Annotated in this window: 18 protein-coding genes, 1 tRNA gene and 2 pseudogenes; 7 read left to right on the top strand and 14 right to left on the bottom strand. The window is 70.6% G+C overall.

All coding sequences use genetic code 11. The features are described 5' to 3' along the window. The first annotated feature begins 244 nt into the window (after positions 1–244). Positions 245–1,297: a LacI family DNA-binding transcriptional regulator gene (locus tag ACFU8Q_RS14385; RefSeq protein ID WP_384452631.1), complete on the top strand. Its 1,053-nt coding sequence runs from the start codon at positions 245–247 to the stop codon at positions 1,295–1,297. Between the two features lie 496 nt (positions 1,298–1,793). On the opposite strand, the pseudogene ACFU8Q_RS14380 reads toward ACFU8Q_RS14385, so the two are convergent. The 3 genes and pseudogenes from ACFU8Q_RS14380 to ACFU8Q_RS14370 form a co-directional block, all read right to left on the bottom strand. Continuing rightward, positions 1,794–1,903, bottom strand: a pseudogene (locus ACFU8Q_RS14380) (RbsD/FucU domain-containing protein); the annotation flags it as partial. Next, the gene (locus ACFU8Q_RS14375) at positions 1,900–2,820 is read right to left on the bottom strand and encodes a ribokinase (RefSeq protein WP_384452629.1); all 921 of its coding nucleotides are present in this window, start codon (positions 2,818–2,820) and stop codon (positions 1,900–1,902) included. The pseudogene ACFU8Q_RS14380 and the gene ACFU8Q_RS14375, both read right to left, overlap by 4 nt. 423 nt (positions 2,821–3,243) lie before the next feature. Beyond that, entirely contained in the window at positions 3,244–4,260 is a 1,017-nt protein-coding gene (locus ACFU8Q_RS14370; RefSeq protein ID WP_384452626.1) for a LacI family DNA-binding transcriptional regulator, read from the bottom strand. A gap of 374 nt (positions 4,261–4,634) precedes the next feature. Here ACFU8Q_RS14370 and sph point away from each other — a divergent pair, with 374 nt between their 5' ends. Continuing rightward, a complete protein-coding gene (gene sph / locus ACFU8Q_RS14365) occupies positions 4,635–5,618 on the top strand; it encodes a sphingomyelin phosphodiesterase (protein WP_384452624.1) in 984 nt (327 codons plus the stop codon). A gap of 166 nt (positions 5,619–5,784) precedes the next feature. On the opposite strand, the gene ACFU8Q_RS14360 is transcribed toward sph, so the two are convergent. From ACFU8Q_RS14360 to mdlC, 3 genes are all read right to left on the bottom strand, one after another. Beyond that, positions 5,785–7,041: an MFS transporter gene (locus ACFU8Q_RS14360; protein WP_384452622.1), complete on the bottom strand. Its 1,257-nt coding sequence runs from the start codon at positions 7,039–7,041 to the stop codon at positions 5,785–5,787. A gap of 45 nt (positions 7,042–7,086) precedes the next feature. After that, the gene (locus tag ACFU8Q_RS14355; protein WP_384452619.1) at positions 7,087–8,541 is read right to left on the bottom strand and encodes a benzaldehyde dehydrogenase; all 1,455 of its coding nucleotides are present in this window, start codon (positions 8,539–8,541) and stop codon (positions 7,087–7,089) included. Between the two features lie 104 nt (positions 8,542–8,645). Next, entirely contained in the window at positions 8,646–10,226 is a 1,581-nt protein-coding gene (mdlC, locus tag ACFU8Q_RS14350; protein ID WP_384452616.1) for a benzoylformate decarboxylase, read from the bottom strand. Positions 10,227–10,322: 96 nt separating this feature from the next. Between mdlC and ACFU8Q_RS14345 the strand changes: the two genes are divergently transcribed. From ACFU8Q_RS14345 to ACFU8Q_RS14325, 5 genes are all read left to right on the top strand, one after another. Further along, positions 10,323–11,258 (top strand): LysR family transcriptional regulator, encoded by a 936-nt coding sequence (locus tag ACFU8Q_RS14345; protein ID WP_384452613.1) that lies wholly within the window; start codon positions 10,323–10,325, stop codon positions 11,256–11,258. A gap of 249 nt (positions 11,259–11,507) precedes the next feature. Continuing rightward, positions 11,508–11,717: a ferredoxin gene (locus ACFU8Q_RS14340; RefSeq protein ID WP_266750122.1), complete on the top strand. Its 210-nt coding sequence runs from the start codon at positions 11,508–11,510 to the stop codon at positions 11,715–11,717. Beyond that, complete coding sequence (locus tag ACFU8Q_RS14335) at positions 11,707–13,080, top strand: NAD(P)/FAD-dependent oxidoreductase (RefSeq protein ID WP_384452610.1); 1,374 nt, start codon at positions 11,707–11,709, stop codon at positions 13,078–13,080. The genes ACFU8Q_RS14340 and ACFU8Q_RS14335 overlap by 11 nt, the downstream gene beginning before the upstream one ends. Positions 13,081–13,114: 34 nt before the next feature. Further along, the gene (locus ACFU8Q_RS14330) at positions 13,115–14,299 is read left to right on the top strand and encodes a cytochrome P450 (protein WP_384452607.1); all 1,185 of its coding nucleotides are present in this window, start codon (positions 13,115–13,117) and stop codon (positions 14,297–14,299) included. 414 nt (positions 14,300–14,713) lie between these two features. Beyond that, on the top strand, positions 14,714–15,868 hold the full coding sequence (locus tag ACFU8Q_RS14325; RefSeq protein ID WP_384452605.1) for a PP2C family protein-serine/threonine phosphatase: 1,155 nt from the start codon (positions 14,714–14,716) through the stop codon (positions 15,866–15,868). Positions 15,869–16,442: 574 nt separating this feature from the next. Here the strand turns inward: ACFU8Q_RS14325 and ACFU8Q_RS14320 are convergent. The 8 genes and pseudogenes from ACFU8Q_RS14320 to ACFU8Q_RS14285 form a co-directional block, all read right to left on the bottom strand. Then, a tRNA-Leu gene (locus tag ACFU8Q_RS14320) sits at positions 16,443–16,527 on the bottom strand. Between the two features lie 393 nt (positions 16,528–16,920). Then, positions 16,921–18,072, bottom strand: a complete 1,152-nt coding sequence (locus ACFU8Q_RS14315) for a sugar phosphate isomerase/epimerase family protein (protein ID WP_384452602.1) — start codon at positions 18,070–18,072, stop codon at positions 16,921–16,923. Between the two features lie 49 nt (positions 18,073–18,121). Beyond that, the gene (locus ACFU8Q_RS14310) at positions 18,122–19,549 is read right to left on the bottom strand and encodes an alkaline phosphatase family protein (RefSeq protein WP_384452599.1); all 1,428 of its coding nucleotides are present in this window, start codon (positions 19,547–19,549) and stop codon (positions 18,122–18,124) included. Continuing rightward, a complete protein-coding gene (gene eboE, locus ACFU8Q_RS14305; RefSeq protein ID WP_384452596.1) occupies positions 19,546–20,721 on the bottom strand; it encodes a metabolite traffic protein EboE in 1,176 nt (391 codons plus the stop codon). The genes ACFU8Q_RS14310 and eboE overlap by 4 nt, the downstream gene beginning before the upstream one ends. Positions 20,722–20,725: 4 nt before the next feature. Next, on the bottom strand, positions 20,726–21,574 hold the full coding sequence (locus ACFU8Q_RS14300) for a TatD family hydrolase (protein ID WP_384452593.1): 849 nt from the start codon (positions 21,572–21,574) through the stop codon (positions 20,726–20,728). Then, on the bottom strand, positions 21,574–22,242 hold the full coding sequence (locus ACFU8Q_RS14295; protein WP_384452590.1) for an EboA domain-containing protein: 669 nt from the start codon (positions 22,240–22,242) through the stop codon (positions 21,574–21,576). The genes ACFU8Q_RS14300 and ACFU8Q_RS14295 overlap by 1 nt, the downstream gene beginning before the upstream one ends. A 24-nt stretch (positions 22,243–22,266) precedes the next feature. Beyond that, complete coding sequence (locus ACFU8Q_RS14290) at positions 22,267–23,124, bottom strand: sugar phosphate isomerase/epimerase family protein (RefSeq protein ID WP_384452588.1); 858 nt, start codon at positions 23,122–23,124, stop codon at positions 22,267–22,269. Beyond that, positions 23,121–23,879 (bottom strand): annotated as a pseudogene (locus ACFU8Q_RS14285) (prenyltransferase); the annotation flags it as partial. The pseudogene ACFU8Q_RS14285 and the gene ACFU8Q_RS14290, both read right to left, overlap by 4 nt.

Raw genomic sequence — 23,879 nt, 5'->3', positions numbered from 1 at the left:
AAACGTTGAGAAAACGTTCCGGGAAATCGTTCTCCGAAAACTTTGCGCACCGACGCCCACGATGTCAATGGGTGACGTCTTATCTCACGTTGTGACCCCTTTGGGACAAGGGATCGCAGCCTGGGCACAGGTAACGGCCGGTGATAACGTTTGCCGACTCCCCGCGGGCATCCGCCCGCTTCACGCGGCCGGACCAGACGAACAGGGCAGGCGATCCGAAGTGGCGGAAGTAACACTGCGAGACGTGGCCCACCTGGCGGGCTGTTCCGTCGCCACGGTGTCCCGAGTGCTCGTCGGCAACCGCCCGGTCGGCGCGGAAACCGCCCGGCGGGTACGCGCGGCCGCCGACAGTCTCGGCTACCGGCCCAACCACGTGGCCCGTGCGTTGCGCAGCCGCTCGACAGGCACCATCGGCCTCGTCCTGCCGCAGATCACCAACCCGTTCTACCCCACTCTGGTGCGGGAGCTGACGCGCGCGCTGCACGTCCACGACCGTGCCGTGATCCTCGCCGACTGCGACGACGACCCGATGACCGAAGCGGCCCGGATCGACGCCCTGCTGGCCCGGCAGGTCGACGCCCTGCTGGTCGTCCCGGTCGACGAGAAACACAGCGTGGCCGCGGTGACCGCCGCGGCGGCCCGGGTGCCGCTGGTACTGCTGGACCGAGGTTGCGGACCCGGCGTCGCCGACTCCGTGGTCGTCGACAACGCCGTCGGCATACAACTCGTGCTGGACCATCTCGCGGCCGCGGGGCGTCGCCGTCCGTGCTTCGTCGGGGCTGCGGGCACCGCCTCGGCGGCGGTCGAACGCCGCGCCGCGTACGAGTCCGGCGCCGGCGCACTGGACCCGCGGGCGCCCGGACGTGTCGAACTCGGTGAATTCTCCGTCGAGTGGGGACGGGCCGCGGTGGACCGGGTCCGCGCGCACCGCCCGGACGCCATCGTCTGCGCCAACGACCTCATCGCCATCGGCGCGTTGCAACGGCTGCGGCAACTGGGAGTGGACGTGCCGGGCGAGATCGCCGTCACCGGCTTCGACGATATTCCCATGGCGAGCCTCACCGACCCGGGCGTGACCACCGTGCGCCAACCCGTCGCCGAACTGGCCGCGGAAGCAGCCCGGTTGCTGGACCGGCGACTGGCCGGAGAGAAGGCAGGCCCAAGCCGCACGGTACGACTCGGTCCGGAACTCCTCGTCCGCGGCTCCAGCACGACGGACTGCACCGGACCGGCCGACGCCGCACCTGGCGCCGACCCGGCGTGGGCCCGGGAGCCTGCCGGAAACCCGGCGCCATGACCGCGGCCGGAGGCCGGGGCTGACCTAAGCGGAACGGGAAGAGACTCTGCGTCGCCCTGACGCGCGACCGACTGGCCCACTCGGGGTCTGCGCGGACGCGTACGGCCCGGGAGAATCCGCGGCCGGCTCCGGAGACGCTGTCCCAGTTCCTGGCACCGCTGGTCGCAGCGCGGAGATCGGCGTCGGACGAGCGGCGACCCCGGCCACTGCTGCACCTGCCCGTGGCCCCGCTGGTCGCGGCGCGGGACTCCGCGTCGGAGGAACGGCGACCCCGGCCACTGCTGCACCTGCCCGTGGCCCCGCTGGTCGCGGCGCGGGACTCCGCGTCGGACGAGCGGCGACCCCGGCCACTGCTGCACATGCCCGTGCCGGCCTGGACATCTTCTGGCACGAGACGCCGAGCCCGTTCCTGGCACCGCTGGCCGCGGTGGTCTCCGGATGAGCTCCGAGGCGGCAGCCGTACGTCGTGACCGGTTGCCACCCCGGACATGCACAGGGGCCAGGTTGGGATGGGCTTACCCACGTCGCAGATCAGTGCCCCGTCGCCATGGCCCAACTCGGCCGGTGCACCGCGAGACGACGGTTGAGGATTCCTGCCTTCTTCACAACGCGGAGACTTCCTCGGCGCTCGGGTAGGACTCCTGCGCGCCCTGGCGGGTGACGGCCACCGCACCGACCCTGACGGCGAACGCGGCGGCCTCGGCGAGTTGCTCTCCCAGGCCGAGCCGCCAGGCCAGGGCGGCGGTGAACGCGTCACCCGCACCCGTCGTGTCCACAGCCTCGACCTTGGGGCTCGGTACGGATACGACATCGCCCGTACGGCCATCGGCAACGAGCGCGCCCGCCGCACCCAGCGTGACCACGACCGACTGCGGGCCGAGCTTCAGCAGTGCTCGCGCCCATTCCTGAGGCGTGGCGCCGGCAGCTTCCCCCAGGATGTAGCGCGCCTCGTGCTCGTTGACGACCAAGGGGTCGCAGGCGGCCAGCACATGATCGGGCAGGGGCGCGGGCGGGGACGGGTTCAGCACCAGCCGAGTGCCGGGTGACATGGCGCCGGCCACCTCGGCAACCGTCTCCAGCGGAATCTCCAGCTGTACGGACACGACCCGCGCCGCCTCGAAGAGGGGTCCTGCCGCCCGGATGTCCTCCGGGGTCAGCCGGGCATTGGCCCCCGGCGACACCACGATGCTGTTGTCCCCGGAGGGGTCCACGGTGATCAGCGCGACTCCGGTCGGCGCCCCGCCCACGAGGACGCCCTCGGTGTCCACCCCGGCCGCCCGCTGCGATTCGAGCAGCAGGCGGCCGTGGGCGTCGTCGCCGACCCGTGCCAGCAGCGCAGTGACGGCCCCGAGGCGGGCGGCGGCCACCGCCTGGTTCCCTCCCTTGCCGCCCGGGTGGACGGCGAGATCGGAACCGAGCACGGTCTCACCGGGTGCTGGCCGGCGTTCCACACCGATGACCAGGTCGGCGTTGGCCGAGCCCACAACCAGCAGGTCGTACTGGTGGTGGTCGTTGACGTGCATTGTTCCTGCTTTCCGAGGTCGGACGCCGCTCAGGCGCTGTTCGGGAGAAGTCGGCGACATTCTTCTCGGTAACTACCTTGAACCGGCACCTTCACCATGCTATCGACCTTCTTGTCCTCTACTGCCCGCACCGCTTTCTGCACGGCGATCTTGCACATTTCCTTGGGCTGCGACTCCGGCCGCCTCCGCCTCCACCTGGGCGCCCGCCTTCAGCTGTACGAAGAAGGGGTCGTTGAGCCCGGACAGCGACATGTCCGCCTTCGTGTTGCCACCGGGCGAGCCGGATTTGCAGGACGCACCATCAGAACGCGCCCGTCGAGGCGGAGCGCCCTGGCGAATCTCCGCCATCTACAGCCGGGCGACGCCCAGTTCGCGCCTTGGACTTGCGTGCGCCTGCGATGCGCAGCAACTCGCCCTGGGTGCTCACAGGTTGCTCCTCCGGTTCGGATCGTGCTCGCCGCAGGAACTGCGTACGACAAGGCGGGCGGGAAGGGTCACGGACTGCGGGGACCGCCCCTCGACGATGTCGACCAGCGCGCGTACGGCGGCGCGGCCGAGCTCTCCCGTCGGCTGGGCGATCGCCGTGATCGGCGGATCGGTGTGCAGGAACCACGGGATGTCGTCGAAGGCCGCGAGCCCGATGTCCCGCGGTACGCGAAGCCCGCGTGCGCGGATCGCGTCCAACGCGCCGAGCGCCATGAGATTGTCGGCGGCGAATACGATCTCGGGCGGTTCGGGAAGGGCCAGAAAGCGCTCGGTGACGCGGCGCCCGCTGTCCGCCTGGAAATCGCCCTGGCCGATGTAGGCGTCGGGCAGGGCGAGTCCGTACTCGCGCAGCGCTTCGCGGAAGGCTTCGACGCGCTCGTTGCCCGTGGTGGTGGCCGCCGGTCCCGCGACGATCGCGAGCCTGCGGTGGCCGAGACGGTGCAGGTGGGCGACCAGGTCGCGGATGGCGCCACGGCCGTCGGCGCGCACCACGGGGACGTCCACACCCTGGATCCAACGGTCCACGAAGACCATCGGCGTGCCGCTGCCCGCGGAACCCGGCATGAGCGGGGAGCTTCCGTCGGCCGGGGAGACGAGGAGTCCGTCGATCCGGCGGTCGAGGAGCGAACGTACGTGGTGTTCCTGCAGGTCCGGCCGCTCGTCGGCGTTTCCGATGATGACGCTGTAGCCGAGGGCGCGGGCCTCCTCCTCGACGAAGCGGGCCAGTTCGGTGAAGTACGGGTTGAGTACGTCGCTGATGACCAGGCCGAGGGTGCGCGTCTGATCGGTGCGCAGCGAACGGGCGACGGCGTTGGGGCGGTAACCGAGGACGTCGACAGCGGCAAGGACGCGAGCGCGCGCGTCGGGGCTGACGGAGGGATGGCTGTTGAGTACGCGGGAGACCGTGGCGACGGACACTCCCGCCTCCGCCGCGACATCCTTGATGCTCGCCATTTCCGGACCACCTCCTTGTGGTTTCCGTGAGCCTCGAAACCAGCGGTCCAGAGCCATGGAATCGATTACACAGATGATTGGAATCGATTACATGGCCGAAAACAAGGCCTCCCCAGACCTCCGAGACCGGATCGTTACCAAAAGGGAATTCGGAGTGTGGTTCGGGGCACACGGGGCACGCGGCACCGAAGGCACCTGCACTGCGGCAGGGCACGACTCTGCGCGGCTCAGCACGGCACGGCCCGGCGGAACCCCACCATCACTGGTGCTCCGATGACGAGATCCCCGACATCCGGCATCTACCCATCGGTAACTCCCGCTGATTGTATGGGCGTCGGCTGTTCCACCCCCCATCAGCAGAAGCAGGAGACCTCGTGCCGCCCACCGCGCTCCGCCGCACCTCCGGCGTGACCCTGTCCGCCGCGCTCGCCGCCGTCACTCTGATCGTCCACGCCCCTCAGGCGTCGGCGGCCGACGTCCCGTCCCTGCGGGTGCTCACGTACAACACGTTCCTCATGAGCAAGAACCTCGACCCGAACTGGGGGCAGGACCACCGGGCGGCGGAGATACCGAAGGCGTCCTTCTTCCAGGGCCAGGACGTGGTCGTACTCCAGGAGGCGTTCGACAACTCCGCCTCCGACGCACTGGCGCGCAACGCTTCCGCGCAATACCCGTACCGGACACCGGTGGTGGGCCGGAGCAAGAGCGGCTGGGATGCCACGGGCGGCGCCTACTCGGCAACCACTCCGGAGGACGGCGGGGTCACCGTACTGAGCAGGTGGCCGGTCATCCGCAAGGAGCAGTACATCTACAAGGACGCCTGCGGCAGCGACTGGTGGTCCAACAAGGGTTTTGCCTACGCCGAACTGGACGTCAACGGCACCAAGGTCCATGTGGTGGGGACCCACGCGCAGTCGACCGACTCCGGATGCAAGGCGGGCGAGGCGGCGCAGATCCGCAGCCGGCAGTTCAAGCAGATCGACGCCTTCCTCGACGCCAAGAACATCCCCGCATCCGAACAGGTCATCGTGGCAGGCGACATGAACGTGGACTCCCGCTCCCCCGAGTACGCGTCGATGCTCGCCGACGCCGGACTGGCCGGAGCCGATGCCCGCACCGGGCACGCGTACTCCTTCGACACCCGGGACAACTCGATCGCCGCCGACCGCTACCCCGACGACCCCCGCGAGGATCTCGACTACGTCCTGCACCGCGCCGGGCACGCGAAGCCGGCCGGCTGGACGAACGAGGTGGTCAAGGAGCAGAGCGCGCCCTGGACCGTCTCCAGTTGGGGCACGGACTACACGTACACGAACCTCTCCGACCACTACCCGCTGATCGCTTCCGCAGCACACTGACGGACCCGGCGCGGGAGCGCGAGAAACGGCTGACCTGGACAGAGCAAGGGCATGGGCCCGCCCGGGAAGACGGACCCACGCCCTTGCCAGGGTGCGGCAGTTGATGCAGTTGCGGCACTCGCCGTACTTACCGCGGTTGGCGCACCGATGCGCACCGCCTGGTGCGTCAGGCTGTGGAAACAGCGACCTCCGGCTGCACGTCGGCGGTTCCGCGCGGCAGCGTCAGCACGGCCAGGAAGCCGAACACCGCGACGGCGGCGAAGAAGTAGAAGCCCCACGGGTGGCCGATGCCGGCGGTGACCAGGGCGCCGGTGATCGACGGGCCGACGATCGAGCCGATGCGTCCGATACCGGAGGCCGAGCCGAGCGCGGTGCCGCGGACGGACGCCGGGTAGTAGTTCGTCACGTAGGCGTAGACGAGTACCTGCGCCGAGAAGACGAACACACCGGTGAAGAAGATGACGGTGTTGAGCAGAAGATCGCTGCCGATCTTGATACTCAGGCAGGCCAGCATGAGCACGGAGACGCCGAACCAGCCGAGCGTGGTGCCCTTGATGCCACGCCGGTCGGCGACGTATCCACCGACCACCAGGCCGACGACTCCGCCGACGTTGAGCACGAGGAGCTGGGTGACGGCCGTGGGCACCGGGTAACCGGCGTCGTTCATGAGCTTGGGCAGCCACGTGTTGAGGCCGTAGACCAGGAGCAGCCCCATGAACGAGGCGAGCCAGATCCCGATGCTCGCGCGCAGGTACGTGGGCTTGAGCAGTTCGGTGAACGCCATACGTTGGGCCTTGGGCGCCTCCTTCGCCCGCACGAAGGCGTCCGACTCCGGCAGGCGGAACCACTGGATCGCGGCGATGACGAGGCCGGCGACGCCCAGGGCGTAGAAAAGGACCTGCCAGTTGTCGGTGACCTGCAGGGCCAGCAGCGAAGTGATCACGGCACCGGTGTGGTAGCCGGTCATCGTCAGGGTGGAGGCCCGCGCCCGCCGGTGCGCGGGCATGTGCTCGGACATCATCGTGAGCGAGACCGGCATGCAGGCGCCGAGGCCGAGTCCGGCGATGAGCCGCAGCGCGGCGAACATGGCGACGGAGTCGGCCAGCGGGACGAGGATGGTGAAGACGGAGAACAGCACCACCGACCCGATCAGCAGGAGGCGCCGGCCAAGACGGTCGGCCAGCGGCCCGACGCAGACCGCGCCGATGGCCACGCCGACGAGCGAGAGCGTCGCGATGGTGGTCGCGTCGCCCGCCGTCATGCCGAGATGGTGGGTCTTGAGGAGCGTGGGGATGATGGCGCCGAGGACCACGAGGTCGTAGCCCTCCAGCAGGACGGTGATCCAGCAGAGGATCACCGTCCAGGCGCTGCGAGAGGCGGTGCCGGATCTGGCCGGAGACTGCGTCGATATGTTGTTTGCCACGGTGGACCCCCTGGGGCGGCTGCGGGAGACGGAGTGCGAAGCAGGTCAGAACGGGTAATCGGCGATGTCGGGACGGACGGTGACCCACTGGGTCTCGGTGAACGCCTCGACGTTGGCCGCGGCGCCGCCGAACCGGGAGCCGGTGCCGGATGCCTTCACGCCGCCGAAGGGCGCGTTGGGCTCGTCGGCCACGGTCTGCTCGTTGATGTGGACCTTGCCTGACTCGATCCGGTCGGCGAGCTTCATCGCGGTGCCGACGTCGCCGAGGATGCCGACGGACAGGCCGAACTCGCAGTCGTCGACGATGCGCGCGGCCTCCTCCAGCGTCGAGAAGCCGATGACCGGTGCGACGGGACCGAAGACCTCCTCGCGCCAGGCGGGCATGTCCGTGGTCACGTCGCTCAGCACGGTGGCCCGGTAGCAGGCCCCGGAGATCTCACCGCCCGCGGCGAGGGTGGCACCCGCCGCGACGCTCTCCGTGACGATGCCGTGCACGCGCTCCAGCTGCCGCCGGTCGATGATCGGGCCGAGGGCCACATCCTCGCGGGCGGGGTCGCCGACCGGCAGCGCCCTGGCCTTCGCCGCGAGCACGGCCGTGTACTCCGCCACCAGCGACTCGTGGACGATGTGACGGCCGGTCGTCATGCAGATCTGCCCCTGGTGCAGATACGAACCGAACGCGCCGGCGGATGCCGCCTTCTGCACATCGGCGCCGGGCAGCACGACCAGAGCGTTGTTTCCGCCCAGCTCCAGGTGGGCCCGCTTCAGGAGGCGGCCGGCCCGCTCGCCTATGGCCCGACCGACCGGCGTCGAACCGGTGAAGGAGATCACCCGGACCTCCGGGGCCTCGACGACCGCCTGTCCGACCGCGCCGTCACCCGGCAACAGGTGCAGCACACCGGCCGGCAGCCCGGCCTCCTCGAAGATGCGCGCGATGACCACGCCGCCGGTCACCGCGGTGCGCGGATCCGGCTTGAGCAGCACCGCGTTGCCCAGGGCGAGCGCGGGTGCCACCGAACGCAGGCCGAGAATGAGGGGGAAGTTGAACGGAGCGATGACGCTCACGACACCGGCGGGGCGGCGGCGGGCGAGCGACCAGCGCGCCTCCTCGGTGGTGAGCACCTCGCCCTGTGGATGCGTGGGCAGCGACGCGCACTCGAAGCACTCCCCCACGGCGAGCTGGACCTCGAAACCCGCCTTGGCACGCACCGAACCGGCCTCGCGGACGAGCCAGTCCTCGATCTCCGCCGCATGCTCGGTGAACAGCTCGCCCGCACGGCGCAGCACGGCGGCCCGCGCCTGCGGCGAGGTCGCGGCCCACGCCCGCTGCGCCTCGGCGGCACGGGCGGCGGCACGGTGCACGTCCTTCTCCGTGGCCAGGCCCACGGTGCCGAGCTGCGCACCGGTCGCCGGTTCGACCACCGGGTGCGCGGAGGCGGAGTCCTGCCAACCGTCGCTGTGGAGCTTCCCGCCCCAGACGGCACTGTCCAGGAGTGTCATCGATCAGCCTTTCCTCTAACTCTTCGGACTCTTCGAACTCTTCGGGCTCTTCTGGCCGTTGTGGCTCTTCGGGTACTTCGGGTAATTGCCGTGCGTCGAATTGGCTACGAGGGCGTGGTGAGCGCCGTGTCCACCTGCACGAGACGCGGGTGGTCGGGGTGCTCGGCAAGCACGGCCCGCAGTTCTTCCGCAGTGCGGACGTGCTGCGACGCGACGCCGTAGCCCTCCGCGATGCGGGTGAAGTCCAGACCGGGGATGTCCAGGCCGGGCGCGTCCGGGACGCCCAGGAGTCCGCCGAACCAACGCAGGGCGCCGTACGTGCCGTTGCGCAGCAGCACCACGGTCAGCGGCACTCGGTGCTGGGCCGCGGTCCAGAGGGCGGTGATGCCGTAGTTGGCGGAGCCGTCGCCGATGACCCCTACGACGGGCCGGTCCGGCCGGCCCATCGCGACGCCGACCGCGCCGGGCAGCCCGAAGCCGAGCCCGCCGGCGGCCGGGAAGTAGTAGGAGCCGGACCGGCGCAGGTCCATCTGCCGCCACCACGAGGAGTTCGTGGACGTGGACTCGACCACGTACGCGGTGTCGCGGGGCATCCGGTCGCGCAGTGCCGCGAATACCTCCTCCGGGTGCAGCCGATCGCCCTCGGCCGTCAGCGGCTCAGGGTCGGGCCGGTACTCGCCCGCGGCCTCGCCGGGTGCGTCCAGCGCGTTCACCAGCAAGTCGATGACGGCGCCGGGCGCGGCGACCAGCGCCTCGCCCATCGGCGCCCGCGCGGCGGCGGAGGCGTCGTCGGTCACCTGGATCAGTCGGGTGCCCTCCGGTAGGTAACGGCCCGGCAGGTACTCGTGGTAGCGGAACACCGGCGCTCCCAGCACGAGCACGAGGTCATGCCCCTCGAACGCCTCCGAGACGGGCGCGATGCCCGCGGGCAGCACACCCCGGAACAGCGGGTGCCGGTTGGGGAAGGGCAGCCGGAACAGCGACGGCGCGGCCCACACCGGGCTGCCCAGGCGCTCCGCGAGTCGGACGGCATCGTCGAAGAGACCGGCCGAGTCGATGTCGCCGCCGAGCACGAGCAGCGGCCTTCGCGCCCCGGTCACTTGCTCGACGAGTCGGCGGGCCTGCTCACCGCTGAGCGCCGAACCCCGCTCGACGTGCCGGTCGAGGATGGGCAGGCAGTTCTCGCCGGCCTCGGCGGCCCAGTCGTCGTACGGAACGGAGAGGTACGTCGGCCGCCGCTGCAGCTCCGCCTCGAACAGGGCCTGCGCGAGCGCACGCGGCACGTCCTCGGCGCACGCGGGCTCCGCGGACCAGCCGACGAGAGGCTTCATGAGCGCGGGTGCGTCGACGCTCGCCAGGTTGGCCTCGGGGCCGATGGCGGGCCGTACCTGCTGGCCGGCGACGACCACCATGGGCGTGCGGGAGGCGACCGCGTTGGTCAGCGCGCCCATGGCGTTGCCGGAGCCGGAGGCGGCGTGCAGGTTGACCAGGACGGGGCGGCCGGTCGCCTGAGCGTAGCCGTCGGCCATACCGACCACCGCGCCCTCGTGAAGACCGAGGACGTAGCGGAAGCTGTCGGGCAGCTCGGCGAGGAAGGGCAGCTCGTTGGAGCCGGGGTTGCCGAAGATGGTGGTGAGTCCTCGGCGCTCCAGGAGCTCATGGGAGACACGGCGTACGGACGGCACGGACGTTCCTTACGTTGTTGGTGGCGGACACGCTAGGCAACGCTCCGACTTAGGCACCAATAGATGTTGCGGATCTGCGATATAGAGTTGATCGATATGAGGAGCTTCGATCTCAACCTCGCGCGGGTCTTCGTGTTGCTGTACGAGACCGGCAGTGTCACGGCCACCGCCGAGACGCTGCACGTGACACAGCCGACCGTCAGCTACAGCCTGGGAAAACTGCGGCGGCACTTCGGCGACGAGCTGTTCCGGCGCACCGGGCGCGGGCTGACCCCGACCGCGGGCGCGCGCCGGCTGTACGAACCGTTGCAGCATGCCCTCGCGGAGATCGACGGAACCGTGCGCCAGGCCGACGACTTCGACCCCGAGACGATGTCGGGCCGCTTCACCATCGCTCTCTCGGACCTGGGCGAGACGTCCTTGTTGCCCCGGCTCCTGGCTAAGGCGCGCGAACGGGCACCCCGCGTCTCGTTCACCATCCAGCCGCTCGACGTGGCCGACGCGGAGGGCCGGCTGCGCCGAGGCGAACTGGACGCGTTCGTGGCCACCCCGGTGCTCAGCTCACACCGGACGGTGCGGATTCCCCTCTTCCGGGAGCGCTACGTCGGGATGGTCTCGGCCGACCACCCCCGGGTGACGGGCGACTCGATCAGCCTGGAGGCGCTCGCGGCGGAGCACCACGCGACCGTGCACGGGCCCAGCGGTCACGCCGCGCCGCGCACCGCGCTGGCCGCGAACGGCCTACTGGACCGGGTCGCCGTGGAAGCCACGCGCTTCTCGATGCTCCCGTACCTGCTGGAGCAGACCGATCTGATCGCCGTCATCCCGGAGTACGTCGGGGAGGTCTTCACGGCCTCGCACCGCCTGCGCCTGGTCCGCCTCCCGTTCGAGGCGGAGCCGGTGGAAGTGGCTCTCTACGCGCGCCACGAGGCCTCGCGCAGCCCCTCTCAGCGGTGGCTCGTCCAGTTCATGACCGAGGTACTGGGCGAGCGGGTGAGCCCCGCGCAACTGCCCCCTTCCGCCGACCGGTAGCCATCCGTCCGGCGCCGGGCTCGCCTCGAAGCAGCCCGTCAAAACCCCGGCACGACCGTCGAGCACCGTCCCGCACAGCACAGAGCCCCGGTCGGGATGGTTCCCGGCCGGGGCCTCGGTTGCACGCCCCCCGGGAATTGCCGCTGCCGCTCCTTACGGCATCCGAAAGGCGTAGCTGGGCAAGCGCCCGATGCGGCACAGGCGTAGACAGAGGAGGGAACGCCGCGACGACCAAGGGAGTGACTCGCCATGCAGACCGTTGTGGACCTCACGCGATGCCAGGGCTATGCGCAGTGTGTGTTCCTCGCTCCGCAGGTGTTCGAACTGCACGGGGAGGAGGGACTGCTGTACCACCCGGCCGTCCCCGACGACCAGGCCGAGCGCGTGCGCCAGGCTGCGGCGGCGTGTCCCGTCCAGGCTGTCCTCGTGGGCGAGGAGGTGAAGGCCGGTGGCCGGTGATCTGCACGAGGGCCGGATCGTCATCGTGGGCGCATCGCTGGCCGGGTTGCGGGCCGCCGAGACACTGCGCGAAGAGGGTTTCACCGGCTCACTGACCGTGGTGGGGGATGAGCCCTGTCCGCCCTACGACCGGCCGCCATTGTCCAAACAGGTGCTGCTCGGCCAGGTGGCGGCGGACACGACCGGGCTGCCGATGCGCCGGAACCCGGAGGCCGAGTGGCGGCTGGGGGTACGCGCCACCGGTCTGGACCCGATGGGGAAGCGAGTGCTGCTGGCCGATGGGGACGCGCTCCCGTACGACCGGCTGCTGATCGCCACCGGGACCCGGGCGCGACCCTGGCCCCATCCGGAGGAGGCCGCCCTGGACGGGGTGTTCACCCTGCGCACCCGCGACGACGCGGCGGGGCTGGCCGAGCGGCTGGCCGCCGGGCCCCGCCGGGTGCTGGTGATCGGCGCCGGCTTCACCGGCTCGGAGATCGCCTCCGCATGCCGGGAACGGGGACTGGAGGTCACGGTCACCGAACGCGGCCCCGCACCCCTGGTGGGCGCACTCGGCGGCACCCTGGCGAAGCTCGCCGCCGCCATGCAACGCAACCACGGGGTGGACCTGCGCTGCGGAGTGACGGTCACCGCCCTGCGCGGTGACGGCAACGGCCGGTTCACCGGTGCGGACCTGTCCGACGGCAGCCGCGTCGAGGCGGACGTGTGCGTCGTGGCATTGGGGGCGGTCCGCAACGTCGAGTGGCTGGCGGACTCCGGGCTCGCAGCGGGCCCGCGCGGGGTCGCCTGCGACGCGGGGTGCCGGGCCTTCAACATGTACGGAATCGTCACCGACGACGTCTTCGTGGCCGGTGACGTCTCCCGCTTCCCGCACCCGCTGTTCGGGTACCAGATGCTCTCCCTGGAGCACTGGGGCAACGCGGTCGCGCAGGCCGAGGTCGCCGCGCACAACATGGTCAGTCCGGGACCGCTGCGGCGGCCGCACCTTGCCCTCCCGACGTTCTGGTCGAGCCAGTTCGGGCTCAACATCAAGTCGGTGGGCGTGCCCACCTTCTCCGACCATGTCGTCATCGCACAGGGTTCGCTGGAGACGCGCCGTCTGGCGTTGGTCTACGGCTACCAGGGGCGGGTCACCGCCGCGGTCACCGTCGACATGGCCAAGTCGCTCGAGTACTACCAGCACCTGATCGAGACCGCCGCCCCGTTCCCGCCCGCGTCCGGCGCGGCAGACCGTCCGCTGGCGGCCGAGATCCCGGTCCCCTCCGACGTGCCGGACCCGAAGGGGCTGTCCCACGGTCCCACTGTGGCGCTCACCGGTTACCTGCCGGACCGACGGCTGACCATGGTGCAGCCCGCCGGCTGACCAACATCCCGCCCCATCACGAGGAGCCGTACGCATGGCCGCCGACACCCTGCTGGAACGGATCACCGACTACGCCAACCGCCCCAACCCCTACCCGCTGTACGCGGAACTCCGCGAGGCCGGTCCCGTGGTGCCGCAGGCGGACGGCAGCTACCTGATCGGCACCTACCACGAGATCACCGCTCTGCTGCACGATCCGCGAATCAGCGCCGATCCCCGCAGCCGTGGCGAAACGATGCACGAGCCGCCGTTCCTGCGGCTCGACGACCCCGAGCACCACAGGCTGCGCACCCTGGCCATGCGTCCGTTCGGCCCGCCGCACAGCCCGGGCCGGATCGATGCCATGCGCGGCGAGATCGCCCGGATCACCGAGGAACTGCTCGCGGCATTCGATGCGGGCCGGCAGGTAGACATCGTCGACGATTTCGCCTACCCGCTGCCCGTCTCGGTGATCTGCCGGCTGCTCGGTGTGCCGCGCGAGGACGAGCCGCTGTTCAGGGAATGGTCCGACGCTGTGGTCGCATCCGCTGATGTCACGCCCGAAGAGGACTCCACCGAGCGGGACCGGACGGGCGAACAGGCGCGGATCGAGATGGGCCAGTACCTGGTGGACCTCGCCGAGCAGCGCCGTGGTCGTCCGAGCGACGACATGCTCTCCGCCTTCGTCAACGAATCGGATCCGGCCCTGCGGCTCAGCCGGGCGGAACTGGCGGAGACCGCCGTGCTGTTGCTCATCGCCGGACACGAGACCACGGTCAACCTGATCACCAACGGTGTGCTCACCCTGCTGCGCCACCCCGACCAGTTGGAGCGCCTGCGCCGGGAACCCGACCTGCTTCCCGGTGCGGTGGAGGAACTGCTGCGCTACGAGCCCCCGGTCCACATGCGCGAGCGCATCCCCCTCGCCGACATGGACGTCGCCGGCACCACCATCCCCCAAGGCACGCCCGTCGTACTCGTGCTCGCCTCAGGCAACCGCGACCCCAAGCGGTTCCAGGACCCCGACCGGTTCGACCCCACCCGCCCCGACAACCAGCACCTCGGCTTCGGCAGCGGCATCCACCTGTGCTACGGCGCGCCGCTCGCCCGCATCGAGGCCCAGGCCGCCCTCGGGGCGCTGATCCCCCGCCTCGGCACGGCACGCCTGGTCCAGGACCCGCCCCCCTACCGGCAGAACGCCATGCTCCGCGGACCGCGCCATCTGCCCATCCACATATGAGGCCGGAGCACGTCTGAAAGATCGTGTAGTCCGTGAGGCGACCGGTCAAAGGCCCGAGGCCAGGCCTCGGGCCATTGACCGGGCCGTCACCTGGTCACGGCACTGTCGGCCATCGATCGCCGGCATGGAGTTCGCCGCCGCGCAGAAGGAGGGCACGGGCGTCTCCTTCAACGATGTCTTCTCCGCTCAGGGCGCCGCCGCGGCCGCCCCCAGCCGGTACGTGTCTCGGTGATACAGCCGACAGGCACGAGCCCTCCGGTGGTCACTGAGCGTAGAGGACTCCGTGATCAACACGGCTCGCGCATGCTCAGCTTCCGGCGTCCACTCCCATGTCCGAGCCGGAGCGGCGGTAGGTTCATGGTGTCGGCGTTGTGCCTGTCCGGTCTGATGCAACCGCTCACATACGCTGCTTATGTGAACTATTTCGGTCGATTCTGGCGTCGTTCGGGCAGCGTCCGGGGGGAGGAGCTGGCGCTCCTGGCGCCGCTGGCTCTGACCGCCATCGTCACCGTATTGTCCATTGTGACTCCGGGTAATCTCTACTTCAGTCGCTTCCTCTCACTCGCCCCCGCCTTCGCCGCATCGGTGTGGCCGGTGGCCGGAACGGTGGCCATCGGCGTGCTCGCAGCAGCCATCGACGTAGTGCTCGCCGTGATCAGTGGCCATATGGGTGAGATCCCGCACACGCATCTGTTCACCCTCGCAGTGATCGTCGGCGCCACCGCCGCGGCCGCGTACGCCAGCCATGTGCGCCAGCAGCGGGAGCAGACCCTCGCCGACGTCCGCTCCGTCGCCGAGACGACGCAGAAAGTCCTGCTGCGCCCCATGCCGCACCGCCTCGGCCGGCTGGACATCGAGGCTCTGTACCTGGCCGCCGCGGCCCAGGCCCGCGTCGGCGGCGACTTCTACGAAGCACTGGCGACAGCCCACGGCGTCCGCGTGATCATCGGAGACGTGCGCGGCAAGGGCCTCCCCGCGGTCGGCGCGGCTTCAGCAATCGTCGGCTGCTTCCGGGAAGCCGCGTACGACGAGCCGGACCTGGCACGGCTGGCACGCCGACTGGACGTGAGCATGAGCCGCTACACCGCGCTACTACCCAACGACGAGGTGGAGCACTTCGCCACAGCCCTGCTCGTCCAGATCCCCGACGACGGATCGGACGTCGAAATCGTCAACTGCGGACACCCCCCTCCGCTGCGGTTCCACTCGGGAGCGGTCCACGAGGTCACCCCTACGGCGCCCTCACCGCCCATCAACATGGGTGCGCTGCTCGGGCAGGACTACCGCGTCGACACCGTCTCCTTCGCCGCAGAGGACCAACTGCTGCTCTACACCGACGGCGTCACCGAGACCCGCGACCACAACGGCGTATTCTTCCCGCTGGTGCAGCACGCGGGCAGGTGGGACGCGAACTCCCCGTCCCGGCTGCTCGAGCAGTTGCACAAGGACCTGGTCCACTACAGCCGCGGCCGTCTCGACGACGACATCTCGGCCATCGCCGTCCGTGCGGCGGCCACCACGGCGTCGCAGCAGAAGTCGTTGAAATCCTCCTCGCGATCGGTGCACTGATCTTCGCGAGCCACCACCGTGCCCCACGTCCTGCAGGCCACCAACAACCCGTGGATCAACGGTTCCTGTTCGCGGCACTGCCTGCGTTCACGATCTCGAGCTTCGACGCCACGGGCAATACCTCCGAGGATCTTGCGCACCCGCGGGGCGGCTGGCCGAGCGGCCGGCCGCCGGGCCCCGCCGAGTGCTGGTGACCGGCAGCGGCTTCACCGGCTCGGAGATCGCCTCTGCATGCCGGGAACGAGGATTGGACGTCACGGTCACCGACTGGGTCCGGCGCGGCGCCCCCGGCACCACCGACATCGGTCGGGGCTACTCCTGGGGCGGTTGCGGCGGCTGTCCCTCCGCCGCCCGGGACGCGGCCCGGCTGCGGCGCCGACGGCCCCTCGGGGCCCTTGCTCGTGGCGATCACGGTACGACCTCGCCCCTGACCGACTTCGGCCTGAAGGTCGTCACCCCAGGAATCCCGATACCGCGACCCGCGTCAGGCCCAGGCATCAACATCGCCTACGAACACGCAACGAGGACCGCGACCGTAAGGTCGAGGTCCTCGTCTCTGTATCTTCAACCGTTGTGTCCGAGGGGGGACTTGAACCCCCACGCCCGATAAAGGGCACTAGCACCTCAAGCTAGCGCGTCTGCCATTCCGCCACCCGGACCAGGTGGTCGGCCCCGGTTTCCCGCGGCGACATGGAAAACAATACCAGGGGTTCGGGGTGGCTCTCACCTGCGTTTCCGGTGGTCAGTGCGGTGCGGTGGACTCCCTCGGCGCGATCCGGTGGGCTTTCCCCCACCGCACGTACGGTCCGCCATGGGGTGCTTACACATGGTATCGATCGGCGGTCGCGGCATCGGGTGACTGTCCGGGAAGCTGCCCGGCAGCCGCTCCCCCGCCGGGCGCGGTTCGCGGTGCTGGTCAGGCACCGTACGCTCCTGGTGACTGCCGTGGAGCGTACGGTGCCTGACGTCACCGGGCGGGCGTTCGCGCTGTTCCCCGGTGTTCAGAAATTCGGGGTGAGGCGCGGACCGCCCCTCCGGTGCCGCCGATGGTCCTACTTGCGCAGCGCCGCCAAGTTGTCGTAACCGATCCGCGCGTGCTCCAGGGACTGCGCGGGGACGGTCGAGCTCGGTGCGTTGTCCTGCTCGACCATCGGGTTGTGATAGTTCTTCGCCCCGACGCGGCGGAAGAACGTCCGGTAGTCGATGACCCCGGTACCGAAGGGGACCATGTCGTAGCCTTGGCCGTTGGTCGTGTTGACGATGCCGTCCTTGGCGTGGAACAGCGGGTAGCGCTTGGTGTTGCCACGGACCAGTTCCGCCGGGTCGAAGATGTTCTCCTGCTGCGATCCGTCGTGTGCGGTGTACGTGTGGAACTTGTACTGGGCGACGTGCGCCCAGAAGATGTCCATCTCCAGCCATACGGTCTTCGGGTCGGTGACCTGAAGGAAGTACTCGAGCTTGCGGATGCCCGAGCTGCGGGTGGGGCGGCCCTGTGCGTCCAGCGGACCGCCGTCGAGCAGGAAGCCGTAGGCCGCGTCGTGGTTGTGGGTGTACAGCTTGATGCCCGCACCCTGTGCGATCCGTCCCAGCGTGTTCCACTTGTCGGCGGCCACGTCCCAGTCCGCACGGTAGGCGCTGCCGGTGGGGTCGCCACCGGTGCCCATGTGCTCCATGCCGAGAATGTTCGCGATCTCGAGGTGGCGCTTGAACTGGTCCAGGTCGCTCTGGTTCAGCGGCCAGGACGACGGGATGAAGCCGTGGTTGCCCTGGGCGCGCAGACCGTAGTCGTCGAGCCACGAGCGCAGCAGCTTGGCGCCTTCCACCGATTCGAGGTTGCTTCCGCCAGGTGCGTTGGCGTGCTGGCCGTACCCGGCGAACTCGACCTGCTGGTAGCCGTAGCGGGCCAGCTCCCTGAAGACCTCGCGGAAGCCGGAGGGAAGGTCGGTGGCGAGCGGATCCCGGCCCGTGGCGTCGCGCACGGTGTACAGGATGATTCCTCGCTTGTCCGCCGGGACCAGAGCCTGGCCGACGCCCCGTCCGTTGCTGGAGGCGGTCTGGGCGAAGGCCGGCGACGCGCCGAAGGCGGGCGCGGCGATCGCCGCTGCCGCAGCGGCCGTGCAGGTGCTCAGAAAGCGGCGGCGGCTGACGCCGAGGCTGCGGCGCAGGGCGCCGTCCGTTCCGGATTCGTCGTTGTACGCGGTCACGGTCTCTCTCTTTCTCGAAGATGCTCGAAACGCTGTGCACGGACCGATCTCATGCGAGGCCGGCAAGCGTGAGGAGCAAGGACTTCACCTCGGTGGCCCGGACGGGGCCGGTGAACGCGTGGGGGGTGGAGCACAGGATGAGCGGACCTTCTTCGTCGCTCAGGGGGAGGCGGCCGTGGCTGCCGCGAATGGGTGACGGGTCCAGCGGTACGACCGCCATGCGGTAGCGCATGCCGAGTTTCTTGCGGGCGACCGCCGTGGCTGCCTTGACCCGGACGTACGGGTCCTGGGGGTCCAGGAAGAGTTCGACGGGGTCGTAGCCGGGCTTGCGGTGGATCTCGACGAGCTGCGCGAAGTCGGGCGCGTGGGCGTCGTCGAGCCAGTAGTAGTACGTGAACCAGGCATCGGGGTCCGCGACGGCGACGAGTTCGCCGGAGCGGGGGTGGTCCAGGCCGTTGGCCTTCTTGCCCTCGTCGTCGAGGAGCTGCTCGATGCCCGGGAGGTCCTGGAGTGCTTCGCGGGTCGCTTCGAGATCCTCGGGGCGGCGTACGTAGACGTGGGCGAGCTGGTGGTCGGCGACGGCGAAGGCGCGGGAGGCCATCGGGTCGAGGTACTCCATGCCGTCCTGGGTGTGGACCTCCAGGAGGCCCGCGCGGCGCAGTGCCCGGTTGATGTCGACCGGGCGGTCGACACGGGTGATGCCGTACTCGGAGAGCGCGACGACGGTGCGCCCCTCGCGGCGGGCGTCGTCGAGCAGCGGGGCCATGGCCCGGTCGAGATCGGCCGCGGCCCGGTACGAGCGGGGGTCGTCGGGGCCGTAGCGCTGCAGGTCGTAGTCGAGATGCGGGAGGTAGCACAGGGCCAGGTCGGGGTGGCGGGTGTCGAGGATGTGCCGGGTCGCGTCGATGATCCACTGGGAGGAGACGAGGTCGGCGCCGGGGCCCCAGAAGTGGAAGAGGGGGAAGGTACCGAGCTTCCCGGTGAGTTCGTCGTGCAGGGCGGGTGGCCGGGTGTAGCAGTCGGGTTCCTTGCGGCCGTCGGCGTAGTAGACGGGGCGCGGGGTGACGGTGATGTCGGTGTCGGCGCCCATCGCGTACCACCAGCAGATGTTGGCGACGGTGTAGCCGGGGTGGGCGCGGCGGGCGGCGTCCCAGAGTTTGTCCCCGGCGACCAGACCGTTGTGCTGGCGCCAGAGCAGGATGTCGCCGAGTTCGCGGAAGTACCAGCCGTTGGCGACGATGCCGTGCTCGGCGGGGGTGGTGCCGGTGAGGAAGGTGGACTGGGCGGCGCAGGTGACGGCGGGCAGGACGGTGCCGAGGGGGGCATGGGTGCCGGACTGCCCCAGGGCCTTGAGGTGGGGCATGTGGTCGAGGAGTTGTGGGGTGAGGCCGACGACGTCGAGAACGAGGAGGGGGGTGGGTGCGGTGGGTTCGGTGGCCGTGGTGGTCTGCTCGGTCGGGTGCTCGGCTGCGGTCATGGGAGCTCCTTGAGGCCGAGGTCGACCAGGAGGTCGCGGGCGAGGGTGAGTTCGGCGGCGATGCCGTCGGCCAACTGGGTGCGGGTGCGCGGGCGCAGTGCGGCCGGGAGCGCCTGCCAGGTGTACGTCTCGACCTCCAGGTGCCGGGTGAGGGGCCCGGCGCCGCCGACGAGCCGGGTCAGCGTGGATTGGAGAACGGGAAGAGTGGAGGTGAGCGGTGGTGCCGGGGGTGCGTGCAGGGGGACGTGGAAGTGGGCGCGCCACGGGGCGCCGTCGGGCAGGACCCGGCCGGTGAGCGCCGCGGCGAGGTCGTCGGTGCCGCGCAGTCCGGCGGCGGTGCTGGTGCGGGTCTGGTGGAGGAAGCGGGGCTCGGCGAAGGCGGCGAGCGCGGCGCGTACCTCGGGGAGGTGGGGATGTTCGGCGTGCAGTGCGGCGGAGAGCTGTGCCTTGGCGACCGGGATGCCCGCTGTGCGGAGCGCGTCGACGGCGGTGCCGGGGTCCTCGAAGGAAGTTGCCAGGTGGCAGGTGTCGATACAGATGCCGATGCGTGGGTGTCCGACGGCGGTGAGGGGTGCGATGGCGTCGGCGGTGGTCTCGACGGTGCAGCCCGGCTCGGGTTCGAGGCCGATGCGGATGGACTTGCCGGTGAGCTCGGCCAGCGCGTCGAGGCGTTCCGCGAGGGTGGTGAGCGCGGTGTGTGCGAGACCGGCGGCTTCGGCATCCGTGTCGAAGGGGGTGCGCCAGGCTATGGGGAGGGTGGAGATGGTTCCTTCGGTGACGTCGTCGGGGAGCAGGCCGGCGAGGAGCCGGGCGAGGTCGGTGGTGTGGGCGAGCCGTTCGGGGTCGGTCCAGTCCGGTTTGTACACCCGGTACTTGACCTCGTCGGCGCCGAAGCCCTCGTACGGGAAGCCGTTGAGGGTGACGACCTCCAGGCCGCGCCGGTCCAGTTCGGCGCGCAGGGAGCGCAGTTGGGAGGGATCGTTGATCAGGCTGCGGGCGGCGTCCCTGGCGAGCCAGAGGCCGATGCCGAGCCGGTCGCGGCCCAGGCGCTTGCGGACGGGTTCGCAGTGGTCGCGCAGTTGGGTCCGGACCCCGTCGAGCGTCTCGGCGGGGTGGACATTGGTGCAGTACGCGAGGTGGACGGTGGAGCCGTCGGGGTGGCGGAAACGCATCGCCTCACTCCCCTCCGCGCAGGATGGAGTTGCCCTCGTGGAGTGGTTGCGGTGCGGCGATGTCGAGCTGGAGGCGGCCGCTCTGGCCGTAGAAGGCGACGGGGTTGCGCCAGAGCACCTGGTCGACGTCGTCCTCGCCGAATCCGGCGGCGAGCATCGCGTCGCCGACCTTGCGGGTCTTGAGCGGGTCGCTCCTGCCCCAGTCGGCGGCCGAGTTGACCAGGACCTTCTCGGTTCCGTGGCTCTTGAGGATCGCGATCATGCGGTCCTCGTCCATCTTGGTGTCGGGGTAGATGGAGAAGCCGGCCCAGCAGCCGCTGTCAGTGGCATCCTTTACGGTCGTCTCATTGAGGTGATCGAGCAGGACCCGCTCCGGGGGAAGGTGGGATTCGCGGATGACGTCGAGGGTGCGGTGCAGACCGGCGAGCTTGTCGCGGTGCGGGGTGTGTACGAGAGCGGGCAGGCCGTGGTCGGCGGCGAGCTGGAGCTGGGCGGCCAGGGCGATGTCCTCGGCCGGGGTCATGGAGTCGTAGCCGATCTCGCCGACGGCGACGACGGAGTCCTTGACGAGATAGCGGGGCAGGGCGTCCAGGACGGGGGTGCAGCGGGGGTCGTTCGCCTCTTTGGGGTTGAGGGCGAGCGTGCAGTGGTGGGCTATGCCGTACTGGGCGGCACGGAAGGGTTCCCAGCCGAGCAGGGCGTCGAAGTAGTCGAAGAAGCTGGCGGGCGAGGTGCGGGGCTGGCCGAGCCAGAAGGAGGGTTCCACGAGGGCTCGGACGCCCGCGTCGTACATCGCCTGGTAGTCGTCCGTGGTGCGGGAGGTCATATGGATGTGGGGGTCGAAGATGCGCATCAGGACTCCTCCGTGGGGGCCGCGGGGCCAGGGATGGTGAGGTCGAGGACGCGGGTGAGATCGGCGGGGACGCTGCGGCCCGCGGCGATCCGTTCGGCCGCGAAGTCACCGAGCATGCGGGCGAGTTCGGCGTCGCCGCGCGAGCGCCGGGTCAGTTGGTCGACGGCCTCGACGGGGACACCGGTGAAGAGGCATTTGAGAATGGCGTGGCGCCAGTTGTGCGCGTCGAGATGGGCGGCCGCGTACGGTCCGACGGCCGCGGCGACCAGCCGGGTGTCATTGGTGCGCAGGGCGTCCTCGACGAGCGGAAGGGCGGTGGGGCCGAGGTCCAGCCGGTGCAGAGTGAGCAGGACGGCACGTCGTTCGGCGGCGGTGCCCTGCTCGTAGAGCCTGGTGAGGGCAGGCAGTGCGGCGCGGGCCTCGACGAGCAGCAGGGCGCGTACGGAGTCGGCGTGTTCGAGTCCGCAGTACCGGCCGGCGGCCGCGTACCGCAGCTCCCACGACGGTACAGCGTACGGGCCGCCGGACCGCTGGTCGGTGTCTTCGTGGGAGGCGGCGTGTTCGGCCTCGGCGAGGGCCTCGTCGAGCCAGGCGCGCGCGGCTCCGCCGAGCTCGGCGTCGAGTTCCTTGCGGGTCAGCAGCCGTGTGGTCGTCGGGTTCATCGGCATGGCGTCGTCGCTCCCTTCGCGGTTTCAGCGTCCTGATGGGCCGTGCTTGCGGAGGAACTCGATGGAGGTGCGGGCGAGTTCGGGTCCGGCGTGGGAGTGACGGGGCAGCTCGACGACGGTCAGACCGCGATACCCGGTGTCCGAGAGCGCGTCGAGCGCTTCGAGTACGGGCGGGAAGTCGATCTCGCCGTCGCCGAACGGGAGGTGTTCGTGGACTCCCCTGCGCATGTCCTCGATCTGTACGTGCCGCAGCCAGGGGGCGGCGTCGCGGACGCAGTCGGCGGGCGGGGCCGGCTCCAGGCATTGGCAGTGGCCGATGTCGAGGGTGAGTCCGAGCGGTGGCGGATCGCCGCTGAGGACGCGCAGGTGGTGGAAGTCGGCGAGATCGGCGAGGAGGTGTCCGGGCTCGGGTTCGATCGCCAGGGGGATGCCGGATCGGTCGGCGGCGTCCAGGACGGGGGCGAGGGAGTCGGTGAGCCGCTGCCAGGCGGTGTCGGGGGCGGTGTCCGGTGGGGTGATGCCGCTGAAGCAGTGCACGGCGTGGGCATCGAGGTCGGCGGCGATGCCGACGGCCCGGACGAGCAGCCGGGTGCGGGCGGCGCGGGCCTCGGGGTCCGGGTCGAGGAGGGACGGGCCGTGCTTGCGGCGGGGGTCGAGGATGTACCGGGCCCCGGTCTCGACGGTGACCCCGAGGCCCAGCTCCTGGAGCCTGGACGCCACCCGGCGGGTGCGGGCGTAGAGGTCCGGCGCGAGGGGGTCGAGGTGCATGTGGTCGAGAGTCAGGCCGACCCCGTCGTACCCGAGGTCGGCGAGAAGGCCGAGGGCGTCGTCCAGGCGGAGGTCGGTGAGTCCGTTGGTGCCGTAGCCGAGACGGATCGTCATGTGAGGCTCACCTTCCGGGCGAGGGTGCGGGCGAGCGGGACGAGCCCCATGACGGCGAACCCGGTGCCGGCCGCTCCGGCGCGGGCGGCCAGGGCGGCCTGGAGCGGGATCATCGCCCGGATGCCGCCGCCGACGGCGCGCTGGGTGAGCGGCGGGGACGGGTTGAGGGCGGCGTGGAGGAGAGGCCCGGCGGCGGTGCGGAAGTAGCTGCCGGTGAGCGCGGTGAGCAGGAGGCGGGGGGTGGTGGAGGCCGGGGCGGCCCCGGACCGGTGCGAGAGGCGCGCCGTCCGCGTCCGGCTGTGACGCGCGTGCGGGGGCGTGTCCTCGGGCCTTCCCGGTTCCGGGAGCGCGCCGCCGGGCTCACGCAGGGCCGCGGCGCCCAGCGCGGTGACGGCCGCGAGCGCGGCGAGGGGGACGGTGGTCGATCCGCCCTGCGCCTCGTGCCGGGAGACGGCGGTGACCGCGTAGGTGTGCGCGCCGAGCAGTCCGGCGGCCGGGAGGGCGCTGCGCATGCCGCCGCGATTGCCGCCGCGCGCTGCCGAACCGGCGGCCGGGCCCGAGCCCGAACGCGTCGGTCTCTTCGCGGCCCCCGTGGCTGTGGCGCCGAGCAGGAGATCCAGTCCGCGCGCCGCCGCCATCGCCGCCGGTCCCGCCGGAGTGTGTTTGAGACGGAGGTCGTACGCCCAGACCGTCGCCGCCAGCCCCGCGGCGACCGCGAGGGCCGGCCGGCCGGCCCCGGCGGCGAGGCCCAGGCC

It is taken from the genome of Streptomyces sp. NPDC057543 (genome assembly GCF_042801895.1).
Classification (GTDB): domain Bacteria; phylum Actinomycetota; class Actinomycetes; order Streptomycetales; family Streptomycetaceae; genus Streptomyces.
This window is presented reverse-complemented; position numbering and strand designations above follow the sequence as displayed.

Coding starts and splice junctions, on each gene's coding strand:
- ACFU8Q_RS14375 (WP_384452629.1), bottom strand. CDS start 2,820: ATGCACGTCAACGACCACCACCAGTACGACCTGCTGGTTGTGGGCTCG.
- ACFU8Q_RS14355 (WP_384452619.1), bottom strand. CDS start 8,541: ATGACACTCCTGGACAGTGCCGTCTGGGGCGGGAAGCTCCACAGCGAC.
- ACFU8Q_RS14340 (WP_266750122.1), top strand. CDS start 11,508: ATGCAGACCGTTGTGGACCTCACGCGATGCCAGGGCTATGCGCAGTGT.
- ACFU8Q_RS14290 (WP_384452588.1), bottom strand. CDS start 23,124: ATGACGATCCGTCTCGGCTACGGCACCAACGGACTCACCGACCTCCGC.
- ACFU8Q_RS14370 (WP_384452626.1), bottom strand. CDS start 4,260: ATGGCGAGCATCAAGGATGTCGCGGCGGAGGCGGGAGTGTCCGTCGCC.
- ACFU8Q_RS14330 (WP_384452607.1), top strand. CDS start 13,115: ATGGCCGCCGACACCCTGCTGGAACGGATCACCGACTACGCCAACCGC.
- ACFU8Q_RS14300 (WP_384452593.1), bottom strand. CDS start 21,574: ATGCGCATCTTCGACCCCCACATCCATATGACCTCCCGCACCACGGAC.
- ACFU8Q_RS14345 (WP_384452613.1), top strand. CDS start 10,323: ATGAGGAGCTTCGATCTCAACCTCGCGCGGGTCTTCGTGTTGCTGTAC.
- ACFU8Q_RS14295 (WP_384452590.1), bottom strand. CDS start 22,242: ATGCCGATGAACCCGACGACCACACGGCTGCTGACCCGCAAGGAACTC.
- eboE (WP_384452596.1), bottom strand. CDS start 20,721: ATGCGTTTCCGCCACCCCGACGGCTCCACCGTCCACCTCGCGTACTGC.
- ACFU8Q_RS14310 (WP_384452599.1), bottom strand. CDS start 19,549: ATGACCGCAGCCGAGCACCCGACCGAGCAGACCACCACGGCCACCGAA.